This window comes from Acidovorax sp. M2(2025), from assembly GCF_049330835.1.
In the GTDB taxonomy this organism is placed as follows: Bacteria; Pseudomonadota; Gammaproteobacteria; order Burkholderiales; family Burkholderiaceae_C; genus Acidovorax.
In genome coordinates, this window is the sequence record NZ_CP186262.1 from 635,954 (window position 1) to 654,875 (window position 18,922).

The 18,922-nt window shown below is 68.6% G+C and carries 16 protein-coding genes; 8 read left to right on the top strand and 8 right to left on the bottom strand.

All coding sequences use genetic code 11. The features are described 5' to 3' along the window. The first annotated feature begins 220 nt into the window (after nt 1-220). The gene (locus ACOYR3_RS02940) at nt 221-1,480 is read left to right on the top strand and encodes an Hsp70 family protein (RefSeq protein ID WP_422845010.1); all 1,260 of its coding nucleotides are present in this window, start codon (nt 221-223) and stop codon (nt 1,478-1,480) included. Nucleotides 1,481-1,575: 95 nt separating this feature from the next. Here ACOYR3_RS02940 and rsmI read toward each other — a convergent pair whose 3' ends face one another. Beyond that, on the bottom strand, nt 1,576-2,511 hold the full coding sequence (gene rsmI / locus ACOYR3_RS02945; protein WP_422845011.1) for a 16S rRNA (cytidine(1402)-2'-O)-methyltransferase: 936 nt from the start codon (nt 2,509-2,511) through the stop codon (nt 1,576-1,578). Here rsmI and ACOYR3_RS02950 point away from each other — a divergent pair. From ACOYR3_RS02950 to ACOYR3_RS02960, 3 genes are all read left to right on the top strand, one after another. Beyond that, a complete protein-coding gene (locus tag ACOYR3_RS02950) occupies nt 2,511-2,927 on the top strand; it encodes a YraN family protein (protein WP_422845012.1) in 417 nt (138 codons plus the stop codon). The two genes, rsmI and ACOYR3_RS02950, sit on opposite strands and share 1 nt — an antisense overlap. Before the next feature lie 88 nt (nt 2,928-3,015). Continuing rightward, nucleotides 3,016-3,618 carry an SIS domain-containing protein gene (locus tag ACOYR3_RS02955; RefSeq protein WP_422845013.1) on the top strand — a complete coding sequence of 201 codons (603 nt, stop codon included), beginning with the start codon at nt 3,016-3,018 and terminating at the stop codon, nt 3,616-3,618. After that, nucleotides 3,615-4,283, top strand: a complete 669-nt coding sequence (locus ACOYR3_RS02960; RefSeq protein ID WP_422845014.1) for a BON domain-containing protein — start codon at nt 3,615-3,617, stop codon at nt 4,281-4,283. The genes ACOYR3_RS02955 and ACOYR3_RS02960 overlap by 4 nt, the downstream gene beginning before the upstream one ends. Before the next feature lie 251 nt (nt 4,284-4,534). Here the strand turns inward: ACOYR3_RS02960 and ACOYR3_RS02965 are convergent, their stop codons facing one another. From ACOYR3_RS02965 to ACOYR3_RS02980, 4 genes are all read right to left on the bottom strand, one after another. After that, nucleotides 4,535-5,449 carry an NAD(P)-dependent oxidoreductase gene (locus ACOYR3_RS02965; protein ID WP_422845015.1) on the bottom strand — a complete coding sequence of 305 codons (915 nt, stop codon included), beginning with the start codon at nt 5,447-5,449 and terminating at the stop codon, nt 4,535-4,537. 147 nt (nt 5,450-5,596) lie between these two features. Next, complete coding sequence (locus ACOYR3_RS02970; RefSeq protein ID WP_422845016.1) at nt 5,597-6,733, bottom strand: PilT/PilU family type 4a pilus ATPase; 1,137 nt, start codon at nt 6,731-6,733, stop codon at nt 5,597-5,599. 88 nt (nt 6,734-6,821) lie between these two features. Beyond that, nucleotides 6,822-7,457, bottom strand: a complete 636-nt coding sequence (locus tag ACOYR3_RS02975; RefSeq protein ID WP_422845017.1) for a cyclic nucleotide-binding domain-containing protein — start codon at nt 7,455-7,457, stop codon at nt 6,822-6,824. Between the two features lie 71 nt (nt 7,458-7,528). After that, on the bottom strand, nt 7,529-8,572 hold the full coding sequence (locus ACOYR3_RS02980; RefSeq protein ID WP_055398404.1) for a type IV pilus twitching motility protein PilT: 1,044 nt from the start codon (nt 8,570-8,572) through the stop codon (nt 7,529-7,531). A 39-nt stretch (nt 8,573-8,611) separates the two neighbouring features. On the opposite strand from ACOYR3_RS02980, the gene ACOYR3_RS02985 reads away from it, so the two are divergent. Then, nucleotides 8,612-9,331 (top strand): YggS family pyridoxal phosphate-dependent enzyme, encoded by a 720-nt coding sequence (locus ACOYR3_RS02985; RefSeq protein ID WP_422845018.1) that lies wholly within the window; start codon nt 8,612-8,614, stop codon nt 9,329-9,331. 27 nt (nt 9,332-9,358) lie between these two features. Here the strand turns inward: ACOYR3_RS02985 and ltaE are convergent, their stop codons facing one another. The 3 genes from ltaE to ACOYR3_RS03000 all read right to left on the bottom strand — a co-directional run bounded on the left by ltaE (nt 9,359) and on the right by ACOYR3_RS03000 (nt 12,542). Then, on the bottom strand, nt 9,359-10,429 hold the full coding sequence (gene ltaE, locus ACOYR3_RS02990) for a low-specificity L-threonine aldolase (RefSeq protein WP_422845019.1): 1,071 nt from the start codon (nt 10,427-10,429) through the stop codon (nt 9,359-9,361). A gap of 140 nt (nt 10,430-10,569) precedes the next feature. After that, nucleotides 10,570-11,814 carry a branched-chain amino acid ABC transporter substrate-binding protein gene (locus tag ACOYR3_RS02995; RefSeq protein ID WP_422845020.1) on the bottom strand — a complete coding sequence of 415 codons (1,245 nt, stop codon included), beginning with the start codon at nt 11,812-11,814 and terminating at the stop codon, nt 10,570-10,572. Beyond that, nucleotides 11,811-12,542: a TetR/AcrR family transcriptional regulator gene (locus tag ACOYR3_RS03000; protein WP_422845021.1), complete on the bottom strand. Its 732-nt coding sequence runs from the start codon at nt 12,540-12,542 to the stop codon at nt 11,811-11,813. Before ACOYR3_RS03000 ends, ACOYR3_RS02995 begins: the two co-directional genes overlap by 4 nt. 120 nt (nt 12,543-12,662) lie before the next feature. Between ACOYR3_RS03000 and ACOYR3_RS03005 the strand changes: the two genes are divergently transcribed. The 3 genes from ACOYR3_RS03005 (at nt 12,663) to ACOYR3_RS03015 (ending at nt 18,899) form a co-directional block, all read left to right on the top strand. Beyond that, nucleotides 12,663-14,273, top strand: a complete 1,611-nt coding sequence (locus tag ACOYR3_RS03005; protein ID WP_422845022.1) for an AMP-binding protein — start codon at nt 12,663-12,665, stop codon at nt 14,271-14,273. A gap of 85 nt (nt 14,274-14,358) precedes the next feature. Next, nucleotides 14,359-17,658, top strand: coding sequence for a carboxyl transferase domain-containing protein (locus tag ACOYR3_RS03010; RefSeq protein ID WP_422845023.1), 3,300 nt, complete (start codon nt 14,359-14,361; stop codon nt 17,656-17,658). Between the two features lie 101 nt (nt 17,659-17,759). After that, a complete protein-coding gene (locus ACOYR3_RS03015; RefSeq protein ID WP_422845024.1) occupies nt 17,760-18,899 on the top strand; it encodes an aminotransferase class V-fold PLP-dependent enzyme in 1,140 nt (379 codons plus the stop codon). Nucleotides 18,900-18,922 lie beyond the last annotated feature (23 nt).

Consider the following 18,922-nt stretch of genomic DNA (forward strand, 5'->3'; position numbering starts at 1 on the left):
TCCCGGCCCTCAAAAGGAGCCCTTGATTTTGGAAAATCAAGGGCTTTTTCCTTTTGCCGGTGTCCACGCGTTGCCGCTGCAACCGCGGCACTGACGCGTTGTGCAGCCCATGGGATGCCAGCCATGTCGCCAGCCCGGTCGCCTGCCTTGCGGGCGTCTCGCCGCCAGGGCGCTGTCTGTCGCTTCCCGTCTGTTCCCCGTTTGTTTCAAAGCATTCCCCATGCCCCTTCTGCAGGACACCACCCTTGGTATCGACTTTGGCACCTCCAATTCCGCCGTGGCCGTGCGCCAGGGCCGGGATGCGGCGCGCATGATCCCGCTGGAGGGGGGCGCGTCCACGCTTCCCTCGGCCCTGTTCTTCAATGCCGAAGAGCAGCGCACGCACTTCGGGCGGGACGCCGTGGCGCAGTACCTGTCGGGCACCGAGGGGCGGCTGATGCGTTCGCTCAAGAGCCTGCTGGGCAGCGCCTTGCTGCAGGAGAAGACGGCGGTTCACAACACGTTGGTGAGCTACCAGGACATCATTGGCCTGTTTCTGCGCCGGTTGGCCGACACCGCCCAGGCCGAGTTGGGCGGCCTGCCGGCGCGGGTGGTCATGGGCCGGCCGGTGCATTTCGTGGACGACGACCCGGTGCGTGACCGGCAGGCGGAGGAGGCGCTGCGGCTGGCAGCCGCGGGGGCGGGCTTTGCCGAGGTGTCGTTCCAGCTGGAGCCGATTGCCGCGGCGCTCGACTACGAGCAGCGGCTCGCGCACGAGGCGCTGGTGCTGGTGGTGGACATTGGCGGCGGTACGTCGGACTTCACGGTGGTGCGGCTGGGGCCGGACCGCGCAGGGCAGGCGGACCGCTCCCGCGACGTCCTGGCCACCACCGGCATGCATGTGGGCGGCACGGACTTCGACCGCCGCCTGAGCCTGGACCTCGCCATGCCGTTGCTGGGGCTGCGCCACCGCGGCCCCTCCGGGCGGGAGGTGCCGAGCCGGGTGTTTTTCGACCTCTCCACCTGGCACCTGATCCAGTGGCTGTATTCGCCCCGCGCCCTGCGCGACGCCGAAAACCTGCGCAATGATTATGCGGACGTGCGTTTGCACGGCCGGCTGATGCGGGTGCTGCACGAACGCTGGGGCCATCGGCTGGCGGACACGGTGGAGCGCACCAAGATTGCGGCCTCCTCCGCGCCGGAGGCGGCATCGACGGCCATGCCCCTGGACTGGATCGAGCCGGGCCTGGGGGCCACGCTCTCGCCGGGCGGATTGGCGGCAGGCCTGGGACCCTTGCTGGAGCAGGTGGTGGCGTGCGCGCAGGACTGCGTGGCGCAGGCCGGGCTGGGCACACGGGGGGTGGAAGCGATCTACCTGACCGGCGGTTCCTCCGCCCTGCGCCCGCTGCGCCACGCGCTGGCGGCGGCGTTCCCGGCAACGCCGCAGGTGGAAGGCGACCTGTTCGGCGGGGTGGCCGCCGGGCTGGCGGTCTCCCGATAGCCCGGTGGCAAGGTGGTTTGGGGTGCTATATTATTGATAGCTGTTGGCGCTTTCTGGACAAGCGCTACAGGCCATTTTGCCTTAAATCCTGATTCTTAATCGGCGTCGCCCGGCGCATCGCGCTTCCACTGCAGGGCCGTGTCGTACAGCACGTTGCGCGAGGCCCCCGTGATCTCGGCTGCGATGCGGACGGCGGTTTTCAGGGGCAGCTCCTGCAGCAGCAGGCGCAGCACCCGCAGGCTGTCGCCACCATCGTCGTCCGTGCGCGCCAGCGGGTGCAGCAGCACCACGAATTCGCCGCGCGAGCGCTGGGGGGCGGCGTCCAGCCAGGCGGCCAGGTCGCGGGCGGGCAGGGTGGTCACTTCCTCGAACTGCTTGGTCAGCTCGCGCGCCAGCGTGACCGGGCGCTCCCCCAGCACGGCCAGGGCCCGGGCCAGGTCCTGGATGCGGTGCGGCGCCTCCAGCAAGACCACGCAGCGGGGCTCGCGCGCCCAGTGCTGTTCGATCGCCGTGGCGCGCTCCGCGCTCTTGGTCGGCAGAAAGCCCGCAAAGACAAACCCCCCGGTCTCGCCACCGTGGCTCACGGCCCCCGCCACGCTGAGCGCCGTGGTGACGCTGCTGGCGCCCGGCAGGGGCATCGCGCGCAGTCCGGCGGCCTGCACGGCCGCTACCAGGCGGGCGCCGGGGTCGCTTACGCCCGGGGTTCCGGCATCGCTGACATACGCCACGCGCAGGCCCTGGTGCAACTGCGCCACCACCGCCTGCGCAGCCTCGGCCTCGTTGTGCTGGTGCACGGCCAGCAGCTGCGCCGGGGTTTTGTCGACGCCGTAGGCGCGCAGCAAGGACTGGGTGTGGCGCGTGTCCTCGCACGCCACGGCATCGGCCAGCTGCAGCACATGCAGCGCGCGCAGCGTGATGTCGGCCAGGTTGCCGATGGGCGTGGCCACCACGTACAGGGTGCCCCCCGGATAATGCTGCGATGCCGCCGCGTCGCGCGCGGCGCCCAGGGCTGAAGCGAAAGATGCGCTCAATGAGATTCCTTGCGAAGAGAAAGCCGTCGGTTCCGCCGGGACAGGACGCCCCGCCCCGGGCTCCCACCACGCGCGATCGCGGCAATGCGGCGGAGGACCAGGCGCTGGCCTACCTCCAGGCCGCCGGCCTGCGCCTGGTCGAGCGCAATTATCGGACGCCGGGCCGCGGCGGCGGCGAGATCGACCTGGTGATGCGCGAGCGCGATGGCACGCTGGTGTTCGTGGAGGTGCGCAGCCGCGGGGGCAGCGCCTTCGGGGGCGCTGGCGCCAGCATCGGCGCGACCAAGCAGCAGCGCATCGTGCTGGCGGCACGGCACTATCTTCTGCGGCTGCCTTCGCCGCCGCCCTGCCGGTTTGACGTGGTGCTGGTGGAGGCGTCGCTGGAGTGGATCCGGGGCGCGTTCGACGCCTCCTGACCGCTGCCCGCAGGGCGCGCCGGCGCAAGGGCACTCTCTACGCATTGCTACAAAAGCTGTAACACGCCGCGGGTATCATCTGGCTCTCATGCTTGAGCAACGCATCCAACAGCATTTCATCGACAGCGCCGACCTGAAATACCAGGCAGCGCAGGTCCTGAGCCACCCGATCGCCGATGCCGTGCAAGCCATCCTTGCTTGCGTGACCAGCGGCGGCAAGGTGCTGGCGTGCGGCAACGGGCCCTCGGCCGCCGAAGCGCAGCAGTTCGCGGCGTTTTGCGTGGCGGGTTTCGAGCGCGACCGACCCGAACTGGCGGCCCTGGCCCTCACCGCCGACAGCACGCTGCTCACCTCCACGGGGCCGGGCAGCCTGGACGCAACGCAGCATTTCGCGCGCCAAGTGCGCGCCCTGGGCCAGGCGGGCGATGTGCTGCTGGCGCTGTCCGTCACCGGCAACGAGCCCAACCTGCTGGCCGCCACCGAAGCGGCCCACGAGCGCGACATGACCGTGGTGGTGCTCACCGGCCGCACGGGCGGCAAGCTGGCCGCGCTGCTGCGCGAAACCGATGTGTTGATCAGTGTGCCGCACGACCGCCCCGCGCGGGTGCGGGAAGTCCACGCCCTGGTGCTGCACTGCCTGAGCGACGGCGTGGACACCCAGTTACTTGGTGAACAGGAGATTCCACTATGAAACCAACATCCTTGCACCGTGCCCAGCGCGCGGTCTGTGCCGTGCTCGCTGCGGGCGCTTTCGCGGCGGGCCTGTCGGCCTGCGCCCCGCTGATCGTCGGCGGTGCCGTCGTTGGCGGCGTGATGGCGGTGGACCGCCGTACCGCGGGCACGCAGATCGAGGACGAAGGCATCGAGCTGCGTGCCGTCAACCGCATCCGCGAAACCCTGGGCGACCGGGCCCACGTGAACGTCACCAGCTACAACCGCCAGGCCCTGCTGACCGGCGAAGTGGCCAGCGCCCAGGACCGCCAGACGGCCGAACAGATCGTGGCGCAGGTGGAGAACACGCGCTCCGTCGTCAACGACCTGGCCGTGATGCCGGTGAGCACGCTGAGCCAGCGCTCCAGCGACACCTTCATCACGGGCAAGGTGCGCGCCAGCCTGGTGGATGCGCAGGACATCTCGGCCAACTCCTTCAAGGTGGTGACCGAGCGCAACACCGTGTACCTGATGGGCCGCGTCACCCAGCGCGAGGCCAACCGCGCCACCGAGATCGCACGCGGCGTGAGCGACGTGAGCAAGGTGGTGCGCGTGTTCGAGATCGTCTCTGAAGAAGAACTGCGCCGCATCGCACCGCAACCCGCGCCCGTCACCACGGACAACACCAAGCCTTCCGGCGGCTAAGCGGCGGTCCTTTCTCGGACCCATGAGTCCTCACGACGGCTGAAAGAAGAATCCCGGTTCGCACCAATGCGGCCGGGATTTTTTCTTCGAGGCGAACATGGCACGCTGCCGCCGACACGGGCGCGGCCTCTACCGGTGCCCCCGCGCAAGGGCCGCCCCGCCGCGCTGGGGGGCGTCCCCCTTCCCGCATTGCGTAGCAAGGCGAGAGAAGGGGGAAGCGGCGAAGCCGCTCAGGGGGTTGTTCTTTTTCCTTATTTCAACCGCTGGATCAGGCTGGACGTATCCCAGCGGTTGCCGCCCATCTTCTGCACATCGGCGTAGAACTGGTCCACCAGGGCGGTCACCGGCACGCGCGAGCCGTTGCGCTTGGCCTCGTCGAGCACCAGCCCCAGGTCCTTGCGCATCCAGTCCACGGCAAAGCCAAAGTCGAACTTGCCGTCCACCATGGTCTTGCCGCGGTTGTCCATCTGCCAGCTCTGGGCGGCGCCCTTGCCGATCACATCCAGCACCTGCTTCATGTCCAGCCCGGCATTCTGGCCAAAGGCCACGGCCTCGGACAGGGCCTGCACCAGCCCGGCGATGCAGATCTGGTTGACCATCTTGGCCAACTGGCCCGCGCCGCTGGCACCCAGCAGGGTGAACGCCCGCGAGAACGCCATGGCCACCGGCTGGGCGGCCTCGAATGCCGCGGCGTCGCCGCCGCACATCACCGTGAGCTGGCCGTTCTGCGCCCCGGCCTGCCCGCCCGAGACGGGCGCGTCCACGAACTGCAGGCCCTGCGCCTTGGCTGCGGCATACAGCTCGCGTGCCACCTCGGCCGAAGCCGTGGTGTGGTCCACAAACACCGCGCCCGGCTTCATGCCCGCAAAGGCGCCATCGGCCCCCAGCGTGACCGAGCGCAGGTCGTCGTCGTTCCCCACGCAGCAAAAAACGAAATCGGCACCCGCTGCCGCCTCGTGCGGCGTTGCAGCATGTTTTGGGTTCTTGGCGCTTGCGTACTCTGCGCACCAAGCTACCGATTTGGTAGCAGTCCGGTTGTACACCGTGACCTCATGCCCCGCCAGTGCGAGGTGCCCCGCCATCGGATAGCCCATCACCCCCAGGCCCAGAAAGGCGACCTTGCGGGAAGGCGTTGCGTCGTAGTTGCGAGGGTTGGTGCTTGGCATGGAAGTGGTTCTTGCAAAAAAAGGCCGCCACGACGGCGGCGTTTGAAACTGGCGCCGCCCAGGCCAGCAGACGCCGTGGAACTGGCTGCGCCAGGCCACCGGCGTCGTCCCCCTGGGGGGGAAGGCGCCGCAGGCGACTCAGGGGGGTCAAACAATAGCGAAATGCTCGGTGCCCGACGCCAGGTCGGGCGACTTGGCACGCTGGCTGTTGAGCTTGATTTGCAGGCGCAGGTCGTTGAGCGAGTCGGCATTGCGCAGCGCGTCCTCGTAGCTGATCACGTTGGCCTCGTAGAGGTCGAACAGCGCCTGGTCGAACGTCTGCATGCCCAGGTTGCGGCTCTTCTTCATGATCTCCTTGATCTCGGAGACTTCGCCCTTGAAGATCAGGTCGGAGATCAGCGGGGTGTTGAGCATCACCTCCACGGCGGCGGCGCGGCCCTTGCCGTCCTGCTTGGGAATCAGCCGCTGCGAGATCATGGCGCGCAGGTTCAGCGAGAGGTCCATCAGCAGCTGTGCGCGGCGCTCTTCGGGGAAGAAGTTGATGATCCGGTCCAGCGCCTGGTTGGCGCTGTTGGCGTGCAGCGTGGCCAGGCACAAGTGGCCGGTTTCGGCAAACGCCACGGCGTGTTCCATGGTTTCGCGGTCGCGGATCTCCCCCATCAGGATCACGTCCGGCGCCTGGCGCAGCGTGTTCTTGAGCGCGGCTTCCCAGGTGTCGGTGTCCAGGCCCACCTCGCGCTGCGTCACCACGCAGTTCTTGTGCGGGTGCACGAATTCAACCGGGTCTTCCACCGTGATGATGTGGCCGAACGAGTTCTCGTTGCGCCAGTCCACCATGGCGGCCAGCGTGGTCGACTTGCCCGAGCCCGTGGCACCCACCAGGATGCACAGGCCGCGCTTGGTCATGGTCACTTCCTTGAGCACCTGCGGCACGCCCAGGCCGTCGATGGTGGGCAGCGTGAGCGGGATGGTCCGCATCACCATGCCCACGTGGCCCTGCTGGATGAAGGCGTTGACGCGAAAGCGCCCGATGCCGGCCGGCGAGATGGCGAAATTGCACTCCTTGGTGCGTTCGAAGTCGGCCACCTGCTTGTCGCTCATGATGGCGCGGGCCAGCGTGAGGGTGTGGTTCGGGGTGAGCGGCTGCGGGGAGACCTTGGTCACCTTGCCGTCGACCTTGATCGCCGGAGGAAAGTCGGCCGTGATGAACAAGTCGCTGCCGTTGCGGCTCACCATCAGCTTGAGCAGGTCGTTGATGAATTTACTGGCCTGATCGCGTTCCATCAGATTCTCTCCCCGGTTTTATGGTGGGCCGGCCGGCGGCACGTCTTGCGCAGGTGCGTGGACAACAACATGGGCGGCCCGCTGGTTGTTATTTCTGGTTGTCGCTCAGGCGGGCGCTCACAACCCGCAGGCGCAGCGACAACTTGCGGGCCAGCAGCGCAATCAGGCTGGCCGCCAGCTGCGGGTCCTGGGTCATCATGTCGTCCATGGCCTCGGCGCTCAGCACGGCGATCTCGCAGTCCGTCAGGGTCGTGCAGGCCGAAAAGCGGATGCCGCTGTCCAGCAGCGACATCTCGCCCAGGATGTCCCCGGGCCGGGTTTCGGCCAGCCGCAGGTGCTCGCCCCAGGGCTGCACACGGTCCACCGCGATGGTGCCGGTGAGCAGCACCACCATGAAGTTGCCATACTCGTCCTGGCGGATCACGTCGCGGTTGGACGGCACGGCGGCAAACTCGAAAAAGCGCTCCATGCGCTCCACGGCGTTCTTGTCCAGGTGCGCCATGTACTTGTCCTTGGCCCACAGCCCCTGCAGCAGCTTGCCGCCGCGGCTGGTGGGCAGGCGCTTGGCGCCGATCTCGACCGCCCGCGCCTCCCAGGGCACGAGCATGGAGTCGTCCACGCCCTGGCCGGCGAATGCGGTGGAGAAGAAAACAGAATCCGTTCCCTCGTCGGCGGGTTTCCCGCCGCGGGTTTTCATTTTCAGAAGGCCCAGGATGCCTTTCATACAGTGCTCCGGTGTGCGGCGGCCCCGCAGGGCCGCGAAATGCAGGGGTCAGGGAGGCGGCGCAGCCGCCATCAGCCGGGGAAGTTCTCGGGAATCTTGGCCTTGCTGCGCGCTTCGGCCGGGCTGATGATGTTGCGCCGCACGAGATCGGTGAGGTTCTGGTCCAGCGTTTGCATGCCCACGCTGTTGCTGGTCTGGATGGTCGAATACATCTGCGCCACCTTGGCCTCGCGGATCAGGTTGCGGATGGCGCTGGTGCCCAGCATGATCTCGTGGGCGGCCACGCGGCCCGAGCCGTCCTTGGTCTTGCACAGCGTCTGCGAGATCACGGCCTGCAGCGATTCGGACAGCATCGCGCGCACCATTTCCTTTTCTTCGGCGGGGAACACGTCGATGATCCGGTCGATGGTCTTGGCGGCGCTGGAGGTGTGCAGCGTGCCGAACACCAAGTGGCCCGTTTCGGCGGCCGTCATGGCCAGGCGGATGGTTTCGAGGTCGCGCATTTCGCCCACCAGGATGGCGTCCGGGTCTTCGCGCAGCGCGGACTTCAGCGCGGCGGCGAACGACAACGTCATCGGTCCCACTTCGCGCTGGTTGATCAGGCACTTCTTGGATTCGTGCACGAACTCGATCGGGTCCTCCACCGTGAGGATGTGGCCGTATTCGGTTTCGTTCAGGTAGTTGACCATGGCCGCCAGCGTGGTGGACTTGCCCGAGCCCGTGGGGCCGGTCACCAGCACCAGGCCGCGCGGCTTGAGCGCCAGATCGCCGAAGATCTTGGGGGCGTTGAGCTGCTCCAGCGTCAGGATCTTGCTCGGAATCGTCCGGAACACGGCGGCCGCGCCGCGGTTCTGGTTGAACGCGTTGACGCGAAAGCGCGCCAGGCCTTCGATCTCGAAGGAGAAGTCGACTTCCAGGAACTCTTCATACGTCTTGCGCTGCGCATCGCTCATGATGTCGTAGACCATGGCGTGCACCGTCTTGTGGTCCAGCGCGTCCACATTGATGCGGCGCACATCGCCGTGCACGCGGATCATGGGCGGCAAACCGGCCGAGAGGTGCAGGTCGGAGGCCTTGTTCTTGACGCTGAACGCGAGCAGTTGGGTGATGTCCACGAAAGTCCCTCTATCGTTTGGTACGCTTGACCAAACATTATGACCACGATTGCAAACAACCTCCAACAGGTTCTGGGCCGGATTGCGCAGGCGTGCCAGGCCGCCGGACGCAGCCCCGGCGCGGTGTCCCTGCTGGCCGTTTCCAAGACCTTCGGCCCGGACGCAGTGGTGCAGGCCGCCGCCGCGGGCCAGCAGGCTTTCGGGGAGAACTACATCCAGGAAGGGGTGGAGAAGATCGCCGCCGTGCGCGAAGCGCTGCCGGGTGCGTCGCTGCAGTGGCACTGCATCGGCCCCATCCAGAGCAACAAGACGCGCCTGGTGGCCGAGCACTTCGATTGGGTCCACACCGTGGACCGCCTGAAGATCGCCGAACGGCTGTCCGCCCAGCGGCCTGCGGACCTGCCGCCCCTGCAGGTGTGCATCCAGGTCAACATCGATGGCGGGCCCACCAAGTCGGGCGTGGCGCCGGCCGAGGCGCTGGCGCTGGCGCGCGCTGTGGCGAAACTGCCACGGCTGGCCGTGCGCGGGCTCATGGCCATCCCGGACCATACGCCTGAATTGGAAGCGCAACTGGCCGTCCACACCAGCGCCAGAAGGCTGTTTGACGAGATTGCCGCCCTGCGGGAGCCGGGGCTGGAGTCGTTCGACACGCTTTCGCTGGGGATGACGGCCGACCTGGAAGCCGCCATTCAGGCGGGCAGCACCATGGTGCGCGTGGGCACCGGCATCTTCGGCGGGCGGAGCTACCCCGCCGCCTGAGATCGCAAAAAGGCTCTGGCGGGCGTATCAGCCCGGCAGCTGAAACCGCCCCACGCAATCCAGCGCAGCATCCACATCTGCCGCGCTCACATCCAGATGCGTCACCCAGCGCAGCCGGGTCGCGCCGCCATACAGGCTGCTGGTCACCCGCACGCCGTTTTGCGCCAGCCAGGCGGTGAAGGCGGGGGCCACGTCCGCGCGCAGGTCGGTGAAGAGGATGTTGGTCTGCCAGGGCTGCACGGTGAGCTTGCCCTGCAGCACGGGGTGACTGCGGTTGGCTTCGGCCAGGCCCTGGGCCAGCCGGTCCAGGTGGGCATGGTCGTCGGCCAGCCGGCGCACATGGTGCTCCAGGGCGTACCGCCCGGCCGCCGCCAGCACCCCTGCCTGGCGCATGCCGCCGCCCAGGATCTTGCGGGTGCGCCGCGCCTGGCGGATGAAGTCGCGCGTGCCCAGCACCAGCGAGCCCACGGGCGCGCCCAGGCCCTTGCTCAGGCACAGCGACACCGAATCAAAATGCCCGCACAGCGTGCGCGCCTCGTCGTACACATCCGTGCCGTGGCGGGCCGCGTTGGCCGTGGCGGCATTGAACAGCCGCGCGCCGTCCAGGTGCAGCGCCAGGCCGCGCTGGCGCGCCAGCTGCGCCACCTCGGCCACATAGGCGGGTGGCAGCACCTGGCCTCCGGTGGTGTTCTCCAGCACGATGAGGCGGGTGCGGGCGAAGTGCGGGTCGTCGGGCTTGATGGCGGCGGCGATGTCGGCCAGGCGCAGCGTGCCGTCGGGCTGCGTTTCCACCGGCTGGGGCTGGATGGAGCCCAGTACGGCCATGCCGCCCGCCTCCCAGCGGTAGGTGTGCCAGCTCTGGCCCACGATGGCCTCGTCGCCGCGCTGGCAGTGGCCCCACAACGAAATCAGGTTGGTCTGCGTGCCCGAGGGGGCGAACAGCGCGGCCTCGAAGCCCAGCAACTGCGCCGCATGCTCCTGCAGCGCGTTCACCGAGGGGTCGTCGGCAAACACATCGTCGCCCAGCGGAGCATTGAACATGGCCTCGCGCATGGCGGGCGTGGGCTGGGTGACGGTGTCGCTGCGAAAGTCAGGCATGGGCGCGGTCCTTGTGGGGCGGGTCATTGAAGGCGAGACCGGCCATGGTAGCGGCGGCCCGTGGGAGCTGCCGCCGTGGGGATAACGGCGCTTAGAACCTGTTCTTAGGGATCCTCTTCAAGAATCGTCGCGCCGTGGCGTCAAGGCCGCGCCATCTTGCAGTCGGTGCCCTGCGCCAGTTCGTTGCCGGTGTAGGCCGCATCGGTGCGGAAGCCGTAGTTCGTGCCTTCCCAGCCGACCTTCACGGTCTTGCCGTCCACCGGCGCAATGGTGTTGACCACCTGGGGCAGCAGCAACTGGTGGTCCTCGCCGCGCATGCGCACGGGGCCCACCACCGATTCCAGCGTCAGGTCTTCCAGGGCGCGCGCCACCTTCACCGCGTCGGTGGACTGGGCCTTGTTGATGGCCGCGGCCAGGAAGCGCGGCGTCATCTCGATGCGCGGCGCGAGGAAGTCCTTGCCCGTCTTGGCCTTGTAGGCCTTGGCCAGCGCGTCCACCTTGGGGGTGTCGGCCTGGCCGGGGTGCCATTCGGCCACCCAGGTCAGTTGGCCCTGCTTGGCCTGCGACACCGCCAGCACCGTGCCGGGGATGGAGCCCGCGCTGTGGTTGAAGTAGCGCAGGTTGTAGCCCGCGTCGCCCGCGGCCTTGAGCAAGAGCGTCATGTCCTGCCCCCAGTTGCCGGTGATGACCGAATCGGCCTCGCTGCTCTTGACCTTGGCGAGGTAGGGCGCAAAGTCCTTCACGCGGCCAATGGGGTGCAGCGCCTCGCCCACAAACTGGATGTCCGGCCGCGCCAGACCCACCATCTCGCGCCCGTAGTGCGCCCACTGCTTGCCGTGCGCGTAGTCCTGGTTCAGCAGGTAAACCTTCCTGATGTCCGGCTGCTTCTTGATGTAGTTGGCGATGGCCTTCATCTTCATGGCCGTGTTGGCCTCGAACTGGAAGTGCCAGAAGTTGCAGGCCTTGCCCGTCAGCTCGGGGTCGATGGAGGAGTGGTTCAGCACGATCACCTCCTTGCCCGGGTTGCGCTGGTTGTGGCGCGCCGCCGCCTGCACCAGTGCCGTGACCACCGACGAGCCCGAGCCGCCGGTCACGATGGCCTTGGCCCCCTGGTCGATGGCGGCCTGCAGCGCGCTCTGGCTCTCCTGCGCCGACAGCTTGCTGTCGAACTGCAGCAGCTGCAGCTTGGTGCCCTTGAGCACGCCGCCCTTGGCGTTGATGTCCTCCACCGCGTACTGCGTGTGCGTGAGCATCAGCTCGCCCACGTTGGCGAACGGGCCCGACAGCGGGTCGATGTACGCGATCTTGAAGGTCTCCTGGGCCGATGCGGCGCCGGCGCAGAGCAAGGCTGCGGCGGCCAGGGGCGTGAACAACAAGGCTTTCATGAAGATGTCTCCGGTGGTGGTGGTTTTTCGTCGGCGGATGCACGCGCCGGCCGCCGACGGGCCGTGCGCAGGCCCAGCACGCGCCAGGCCAATTGGGAAAGCTCGCGCACCACCTCCGCCGGCGACAGGCGCCCGTCCGGCCGGTACCAGTGGTACAGAAAGCCCGGCAGGCTGCAGGCCGCCAGGGCAGTGAGCCGGGTTTCCTTGAAGTCCAGCATGCCGTCCGCGCGGGCCTCTTCCATCAGCGCGCACATGCGGTCGTAGAAGTGGTTGGCCAGCTTCTTCTGCATGGCCAGGTATTCGGGGCGGAAGACCTGCGGCTCGCGGTAGGGGAAGAACGCTGCCGGGTGGTGCTCGATGGTGGCGCGGATCAGCCGCTCGATGCCCTCCGCCACCTTCGCATGGGCGGGGCGGGTGTCGTCCTCCGGGAAGTCCATGGCCGTGAAGCAGGCCACGGCCGGGCGCCAGCACAGGGTCTCGTAGATCTCCTGCTTGTTGTGGAAGTAGTAGTACACGTAGGGCTTGGTCACGCCCAGCTGCTGGACGATCTGCTCCATGGTGGTCTGCGCATAGCCCTGCGCGTCGAACAGCGCCTCGGCCGCCTGCAGGATGCGCTCGCGCTTCTCGTCCGTGCTGGCCGTCCAGGCCTTCTGCCGGCCGCGCGCCTTCACGGGCGGGGGCTCCACGGCCAGCGTGGCGGGCGTTGGTGTCGCTTTGGTTATACCCATGGGTAGCATTGTTCTACCCGCCGGTATATATTGGCAAGACGCTGGCGGGTGCGAGCACTCAGCAAAAACCCTGGGTAGGTGCCAAGAACCAGCGATTCCAGACACCTCGGAGACAACGCCATGCCACAGACCGCACCGCAGCTGCCGCTGCACGAACACCTTCGCCGCCACGCCCGCACCATTCCCGGTCAAACGGCCTACCTTTGGTACGGCACGCCCATCACCTGGGCCGAGCTCGATGCCGCCAGCGACGCGTTCGCGGCGCGCCTGCAGGCACTGGGCGTGCAAAAGGGCGAGCCCGTGGCGCTGTTCATGAACAACTGCCCGCAGTACGTGATGGCGCACTACGGCATCCAGAAGATCGGCGCCATCGTCTGCCCCTGCGGGCCGCTGAACAAGGAACACGAGCTGGAGTACCAGCTCACCGACCTGCAGGCGCGCGTGATCGTGGCGGCCGACGTGCTGCTGCCCGTGGTGGACAAGGTGCGCGCCCAGACGGCACTGGAGCACGTGTTCGTGGTGCGCTATGCCGAGCTGCTGCCCGAGGGCGAACCCAGCATCGACGTGCCCGCCGAGCTGCAGGCCATGCGCACGGCCATGGCCCCGGTGCCCGCAGGCTGCGAAGACTTCCTGGCCGCCACGCGCACCGGCGCGCGGCCCGCGCCTGTGGCGCTGTCGATGGATGACATCTCGCTGATGACCTACACCTCGGGCACCACCGGCCTGCCCAAGGGCGCCATGCTGAGCTACGGCAACGCCAGCTTCAAGACCGCCGCATCGGCCGACTGCAATGGCATGACACCCCAGGAAGTGCTGCTGGCCGTGGCCCCGCTGTACCACATTGCCGGCATGGTGATGGGTGTGAACCTGCCCGTGTACACCGGCGCCACCGCCGTGCTGCTGTACCGCTTCGACCCGCTGGGCGTGGCCCAGGCGCTGGAGCGCCACCGCGTGACCTGGTGGTACAGCATCGCGCCCATGAACGGCGCCCTGATGCAGGTGCCCGGCGCGCGCGCCATGGACTGGAGCGCGCTGCGGCGCAACCCGGTCACCAGCTTCGGCATCACCTTCACCGAGGCGCTGGCCCAGCAGTGGCAGCAGTTCGCGCCGAACTGCATCGCGCACGAGGCGGCCTATGGCCTGTCGGAAACCCACACCGTGGACACCGCCATGCCCGCCGATGCCATCCGCTGGGGCACCCAGGGCAAGCCCGTGCCGGGCAACACGATTCGCATCGTGGACCCGGACACCGGCGCGCCGCTGCCTGCCGACCAAGTGGGCGAGATCACCATCCACGGCCCCGGCAACTTCAAGGGCTACTGGAACAAGCCCGAGGCCACCGCCAAGACGCTGCGGGACGGCTGGGTCTTCACCGGCGACATGGGCAAGATCGATGCGGACGGCTACCTCACCTTCATCGGCCGCTTCAAGGAAATGATCAAGGTCTCGGGCTACAGCGTGTTCCCTGAAGAAGTGGAGACCATCCTCATCAAGCACACCGCCGTGGCGCAGGCGGCCGTGATCGGCGTGCCCGATGCGGAAAAGGGCGAGGTGGTGCGCGCCTTCATCGTCAAGAAGCCCGGCCAGGACGTGGACGCCCTCGCCCTGGTGGCCTGGTGCCGCGAGAACATGGCGCCCTACAAGGCCCCGCGCGAGGTGCGCTTCATCGACGCGCTGCCCGCCACGGGCGCGGGCAAGGTGCTGCGCCGGCTCCTGAAAGACCAGGACTGAGCTGCCCGGCCAAAACCTTCAAGCCCCATTGGCCTCTGGTGCCTGAGGAACAAGCGCCAGCAGCTATCAAAACAAAAGCACCGCAATGACCCCGCCCCTCTTTTCCAAAGTCCTGATCGCCAACCGCGGCGAGGTGGCGCTGCGCACCGTGCGCGCACTGGCCGACCTGGGCATCGCCAGCCTGGCCGTCTACGCCGAGGACGACGCCCAGGCCCCCCACGTGCATGCTGCGGACAGCGCCGTCGCCCTGGGCGCCACCGGCCCGGCCGCCTACCTCGACGGCGTGCGGCTGCTCGCCATTGCCCGCGAGCACGGCTGCGATGCCCTGCACCCCGGCTACGGCTTCCTGAGCGAGCGCGCGGACTTTGCCGCCGCCTGCGCCGAAGCGGGCGTGCGCTTCATCGGCCCCACGCCCGCGCAGCTGGCCTTGTTTGGCGACAAGGCCCAGGCGCGTGCGCTGGCGCAGCGCTGCGGCGTGCCGCTGATGCCGGGCACGGAGCACGCCGTCACGCTGGCCGAGGCCCAGGCCTTCTGGCAACAGCACGCAACGGCCGGCATCGTCATCAAGGCCATTGGCGGCGGCGGCGGGCGCGGCATGCGCGCCGTGCAAGCCGGGGACGACCTGACCGCCGCCTACGCGCGCTGCCGCAGCGAGGCCCAGGCCGCCTTCGGCGTGGACGGCGTGTATGTGGAACGCCTCATGGCGCATGCGCGGCACATCGAGATCCAGGTGCTGGGCGACGGGCAGGACGTGCTGGCCCTGGGCGAGCGCGAATGCTCGCTGCAGCGGCGCTTCCAGAAGCTGGTGGAGATCGCCCCCAGCCCCAGCCTGCCCGAAAGCTTGCGCGCGCAGATCACCGCCGCCGCGCTGGCCATGGCGCGTGAGGTGCGCTACGAGGGCCTGGGCACCTTCGAGTTCCTGGTGGACCTGCACTCGACGGATCTCCCCTGGGTGTTCATCGAGGCCAACCCGCGCCTGCAGGTCGAGCACACCATCACCGAGGAAGTGATGGGCGTGGACCTGGTGCAGACGCAGATCGCCCTGGCTGCCGGCCGGCCGCTGCGCGCGCTGGGCCTGGACCCGGCGCAGGCACAGCGCCCCCGGGGCTACGCCGTGCAGTGGCGCATCAACGCCGAAACGCTGGACGCGCAAGGCCAGGCCACGCCCGGCAGCGGCACGCTGGCGCGCTTTGACATGCCCTCCGGCCCCGGCGTGCGCGTGGACAGCCATGGCGTGGCGGGCACCGCACCCTCGCCGCACTACGACACGCTGCTGGCCAAGCTCATCGTGCACAGCCCCAGCAGCGACTTTGCCGACGTGATGCGCCGCAGCCAGCGCGCGCTGGCCGAATGCCGCATCGAAGGCGTGGCCACCAACCTGGCGCTGCTGCAGGCCCTGGCCGCCCGCCCGGAGATGGCGCAGCAGCAGGTGCACACGCGCTGGCTCGAATCGGTGCTGCCGGCGCTGCTGGATGCTTCCAAAACAATAGCTGCCCGCGCTTATCCAGAAAGCGCTGGAGGCCAATTTCTTTCAGATCCCTCCGCGGCCCAACAGTCTGCAGTGCCCGAGGGCGCCGTCTGCGCCCCCATGCCCGCCCGCCTGGTGCAGCGCAGCGTGGCCGAAGGCGACGTGGTGGCCACCGGTGCCGAGCTGGCCGTGCTCGAATCCATGAAAATGGAGCATGTGCTGAGTGCCCCGCACGCCGGCCGCGTGCGCCAGTGGCTGGCCGAGCCCGGCAGTTACCTGCAGCCCGGCCAGCCCCTGCTGGTGCTGGAGCCCGTGGACGCCGCAGGCGACGCTGCCGCGCAGGCCGAAGCGGCGGCGCACGGTGCGGACCACATCCGCGCCGACCTGCAGCGCGTCATCGACCGCCACGCCTTCACGCTGGACGCCGCCCGCCCCGAGGCCATGGCCAAGCGCCACGCCCAGGGCGGCCGCAGCGCCCGCGAGAACATTGCCGACCTGTGCGACGAAGGCAGCTTCCTCGAATACGGCGCGCTCGCCATTGCCGCGCAAACGCGCCGCCGCACCCGTGAAGACCTCATCGCCAACACGCCCGCCGACGGCATGGTCACCGGCATCGGCGGCGTCAACGGCGCGCAGTTCGGCCCCGAGAAGGCGCGCACCGTGGTCATGGCCTACGACGCCACGGTGCTGGCCGGCACGCAGGGCGCGCGCAACCACGCCAAGACCGACCGCATGCTCGGCATTGCGCTGGCGCAGCAGCTGCCCGTGGTGCTGTTTGCCGAAGGCGGCGGCGGCCGCCCCGGCGACACCGACGTGCCCGTGGTGGCCGGCCTGCATGTGGAGACGTTTGCCAGCTACGCCGCGCTCTCCGGCCAGGTGCCGGTGGTGGGCGTGGTGCACGGCCGCTGCTTTGCGGGTAACGCCGCGCTGCTGGGCTGCAGCGACGTGATCATTGCCACTCGCGCCAGCAACATCGGCATGGGCGGCCCCGCCATGATCGAGGGCGGCGGCCTGGGCGTGTTCCGGCCCGAGCAGATCGGCCCCAGCACCGTGCAGCATGCCAGCGGCGTGATCGACGTGCTGGTGGACACCGAGGCCGACGCCGTGCGCGCCGCGCGCCAGTACCTGGGCTACTTCCAGGGCCGCACCACGGACTGGTCCGCCGCCGACCCGCGCGGCCTGCGCAGCGTGGTGCCCGAAAACCGCCTGCGCGTGTACGACACCCGCCGCGCCCTGGAAGGCATTGCCGACACCGGCAGCCTGCTGATGCTGCGTACCGGCTTTGGCGTCGGCATCCACACGGCGCTGGCCCGCATCGAAGGCCGCCCCGTGGGGCTGATGGCCAACAACCCGCTGCACCTGGGCGGCGCCATCGACGCGCCCGCCGCCGACAAGGCCGCGCGCTTCATGCAGCTGTGCAACGCGCACGGCCTGCCCCTGGTGAGCCTGGTGGACACGCCCGGCTTCATGGTCGGGCCCGACGTGGAGACCACGGCCCAGGTGCGGCACGTGAGCCGCCTGTTCGTCGCGGCCGCGCACCTGCGCGTGCCCTTCTTCAGCGTGGTGCTGCGCAAGGGCTACGGCCTGGGCGCCATGGGCATGGCGGCCGGGGGCTTTCACGCCCCGGTGTTCACCATTGCCTGGCCCACGGGCGAGTTCGGCGCCATGGGGCTCGAAGGCGCGGTGCGCCTGGGCTTCCGCAAGGAGCTGGAGGCGCTGCCCGAAGGGCCCGAGCGCGACGCGCTGTTCCGGAAGCTGGTGGCCAAGTCATATGCCAATGGCGAGGCCATGCACATGGCGGCCACGCTGGAGATCGACGCGGTGATCGACCCGGCCGACACCCGCAGCTGGTTGGCGCGTGGGCTGGCCTCGTCGCGCATCGCGCCTTTGACCGCACACCCGGTGGACACCTGGTAGGGCGTGCTAAGCTGGCCGGCCCTACCAATGCGTGGGGTCGGGCCGGCATCACCACGCGCCGGCGCGTGCCCCGCGGACTGCCTGTTGTTCACGGAGACCCCATGCCCGGACTGCTGCCCGATATCGATCCCGACGGCCTGCTCGAATTCTCGGTGGTCTACACCGACCGCGCGCTCAACCACATGTCCAAGCGCTTCACCGGCGTGATGCAGGACATCCTCGCCACGCTCAAAGAGGTCTACCACGCCCACACCGCCGTGCTGGTGCCCGGCAGCGGCACCTTCGGCATGGAGGCCGTGGCACGCCAGTTTGCCAACCAGGAAAAAGTGCTCATCGTGCGCAACGGCTGGTTCAGCTACCGCTGGAGCCAGATCTTTGACGCCGACACCGGCCTCGGCGGCGGCGCCGTGGTGTGCAAGGCCCGCAAGCAGGGCGACGGCGCGCAAGCCCCCTGGGCGCCGTGCCCTGCCGAGGAAGTGGCCGCCACCATCCGCGCCGAAAAGCCCAAGGTGGTGTTTGCGCCGCACGTCGAGACGGCCAGCGGCATCATCCTCTCTGACGACTACATCCGCACCGTGAGCGCCGCCGCGCACGAGGTGGGCGCGCTCTTCGTGCTGGATTGCATTGCCTCCGGCGCGATGTGGGTGGACATGCAGGCCACGGGCGTCGACATCCTGATCTCGGCCCCGCAAAAGGGCTGGAGCAGCTCGCCCTGCTGCGCCATGGTGATGCTGAGCGAACGTGCCCGCCAGGCGATTGACGGCACGCAAAGCTCCAGCTTCTCGTGCGACCTCAAGAAGTGGATGCAGATCGCGGAAGGCTACGAAAAGGGCCAGCACGCCTACCACACCACCATGCCCACCGACGCGCTGGTGCGCCTGCGCGACGTGATGCTGGAGACCCGCGCCTACGGCTTTGCCAAAGTGCGCGCCGAGCAGATGGAGCTGGGCGCCAAGGTGCGCGCGCTGCTTGAATCGCGCGGCTTCCCCAGCGTGGCCGCCGAGGGCTGGAAGGCCCCGGGCGTGGTGGTGAGCTACACCACCGACCCCGGCATCCAGAACGGCAAGAAGTTCCTGGACGTGGGCCTGCAGACGGCCGCCGGCGTGCCCCTGCAGTGCGATGAAGGAGCGGATTTCAAGACCTTCCGCATCGGCCTGTTCGGCCTGGAGAAGTGGCACAACGTGGACCGCACGGTGGGCCACTTGGTCAAGGCGCTGGATCAGATTGCCGCAGCAGCCTGAGCGGTTGCGGTCGAGGTTGGCAG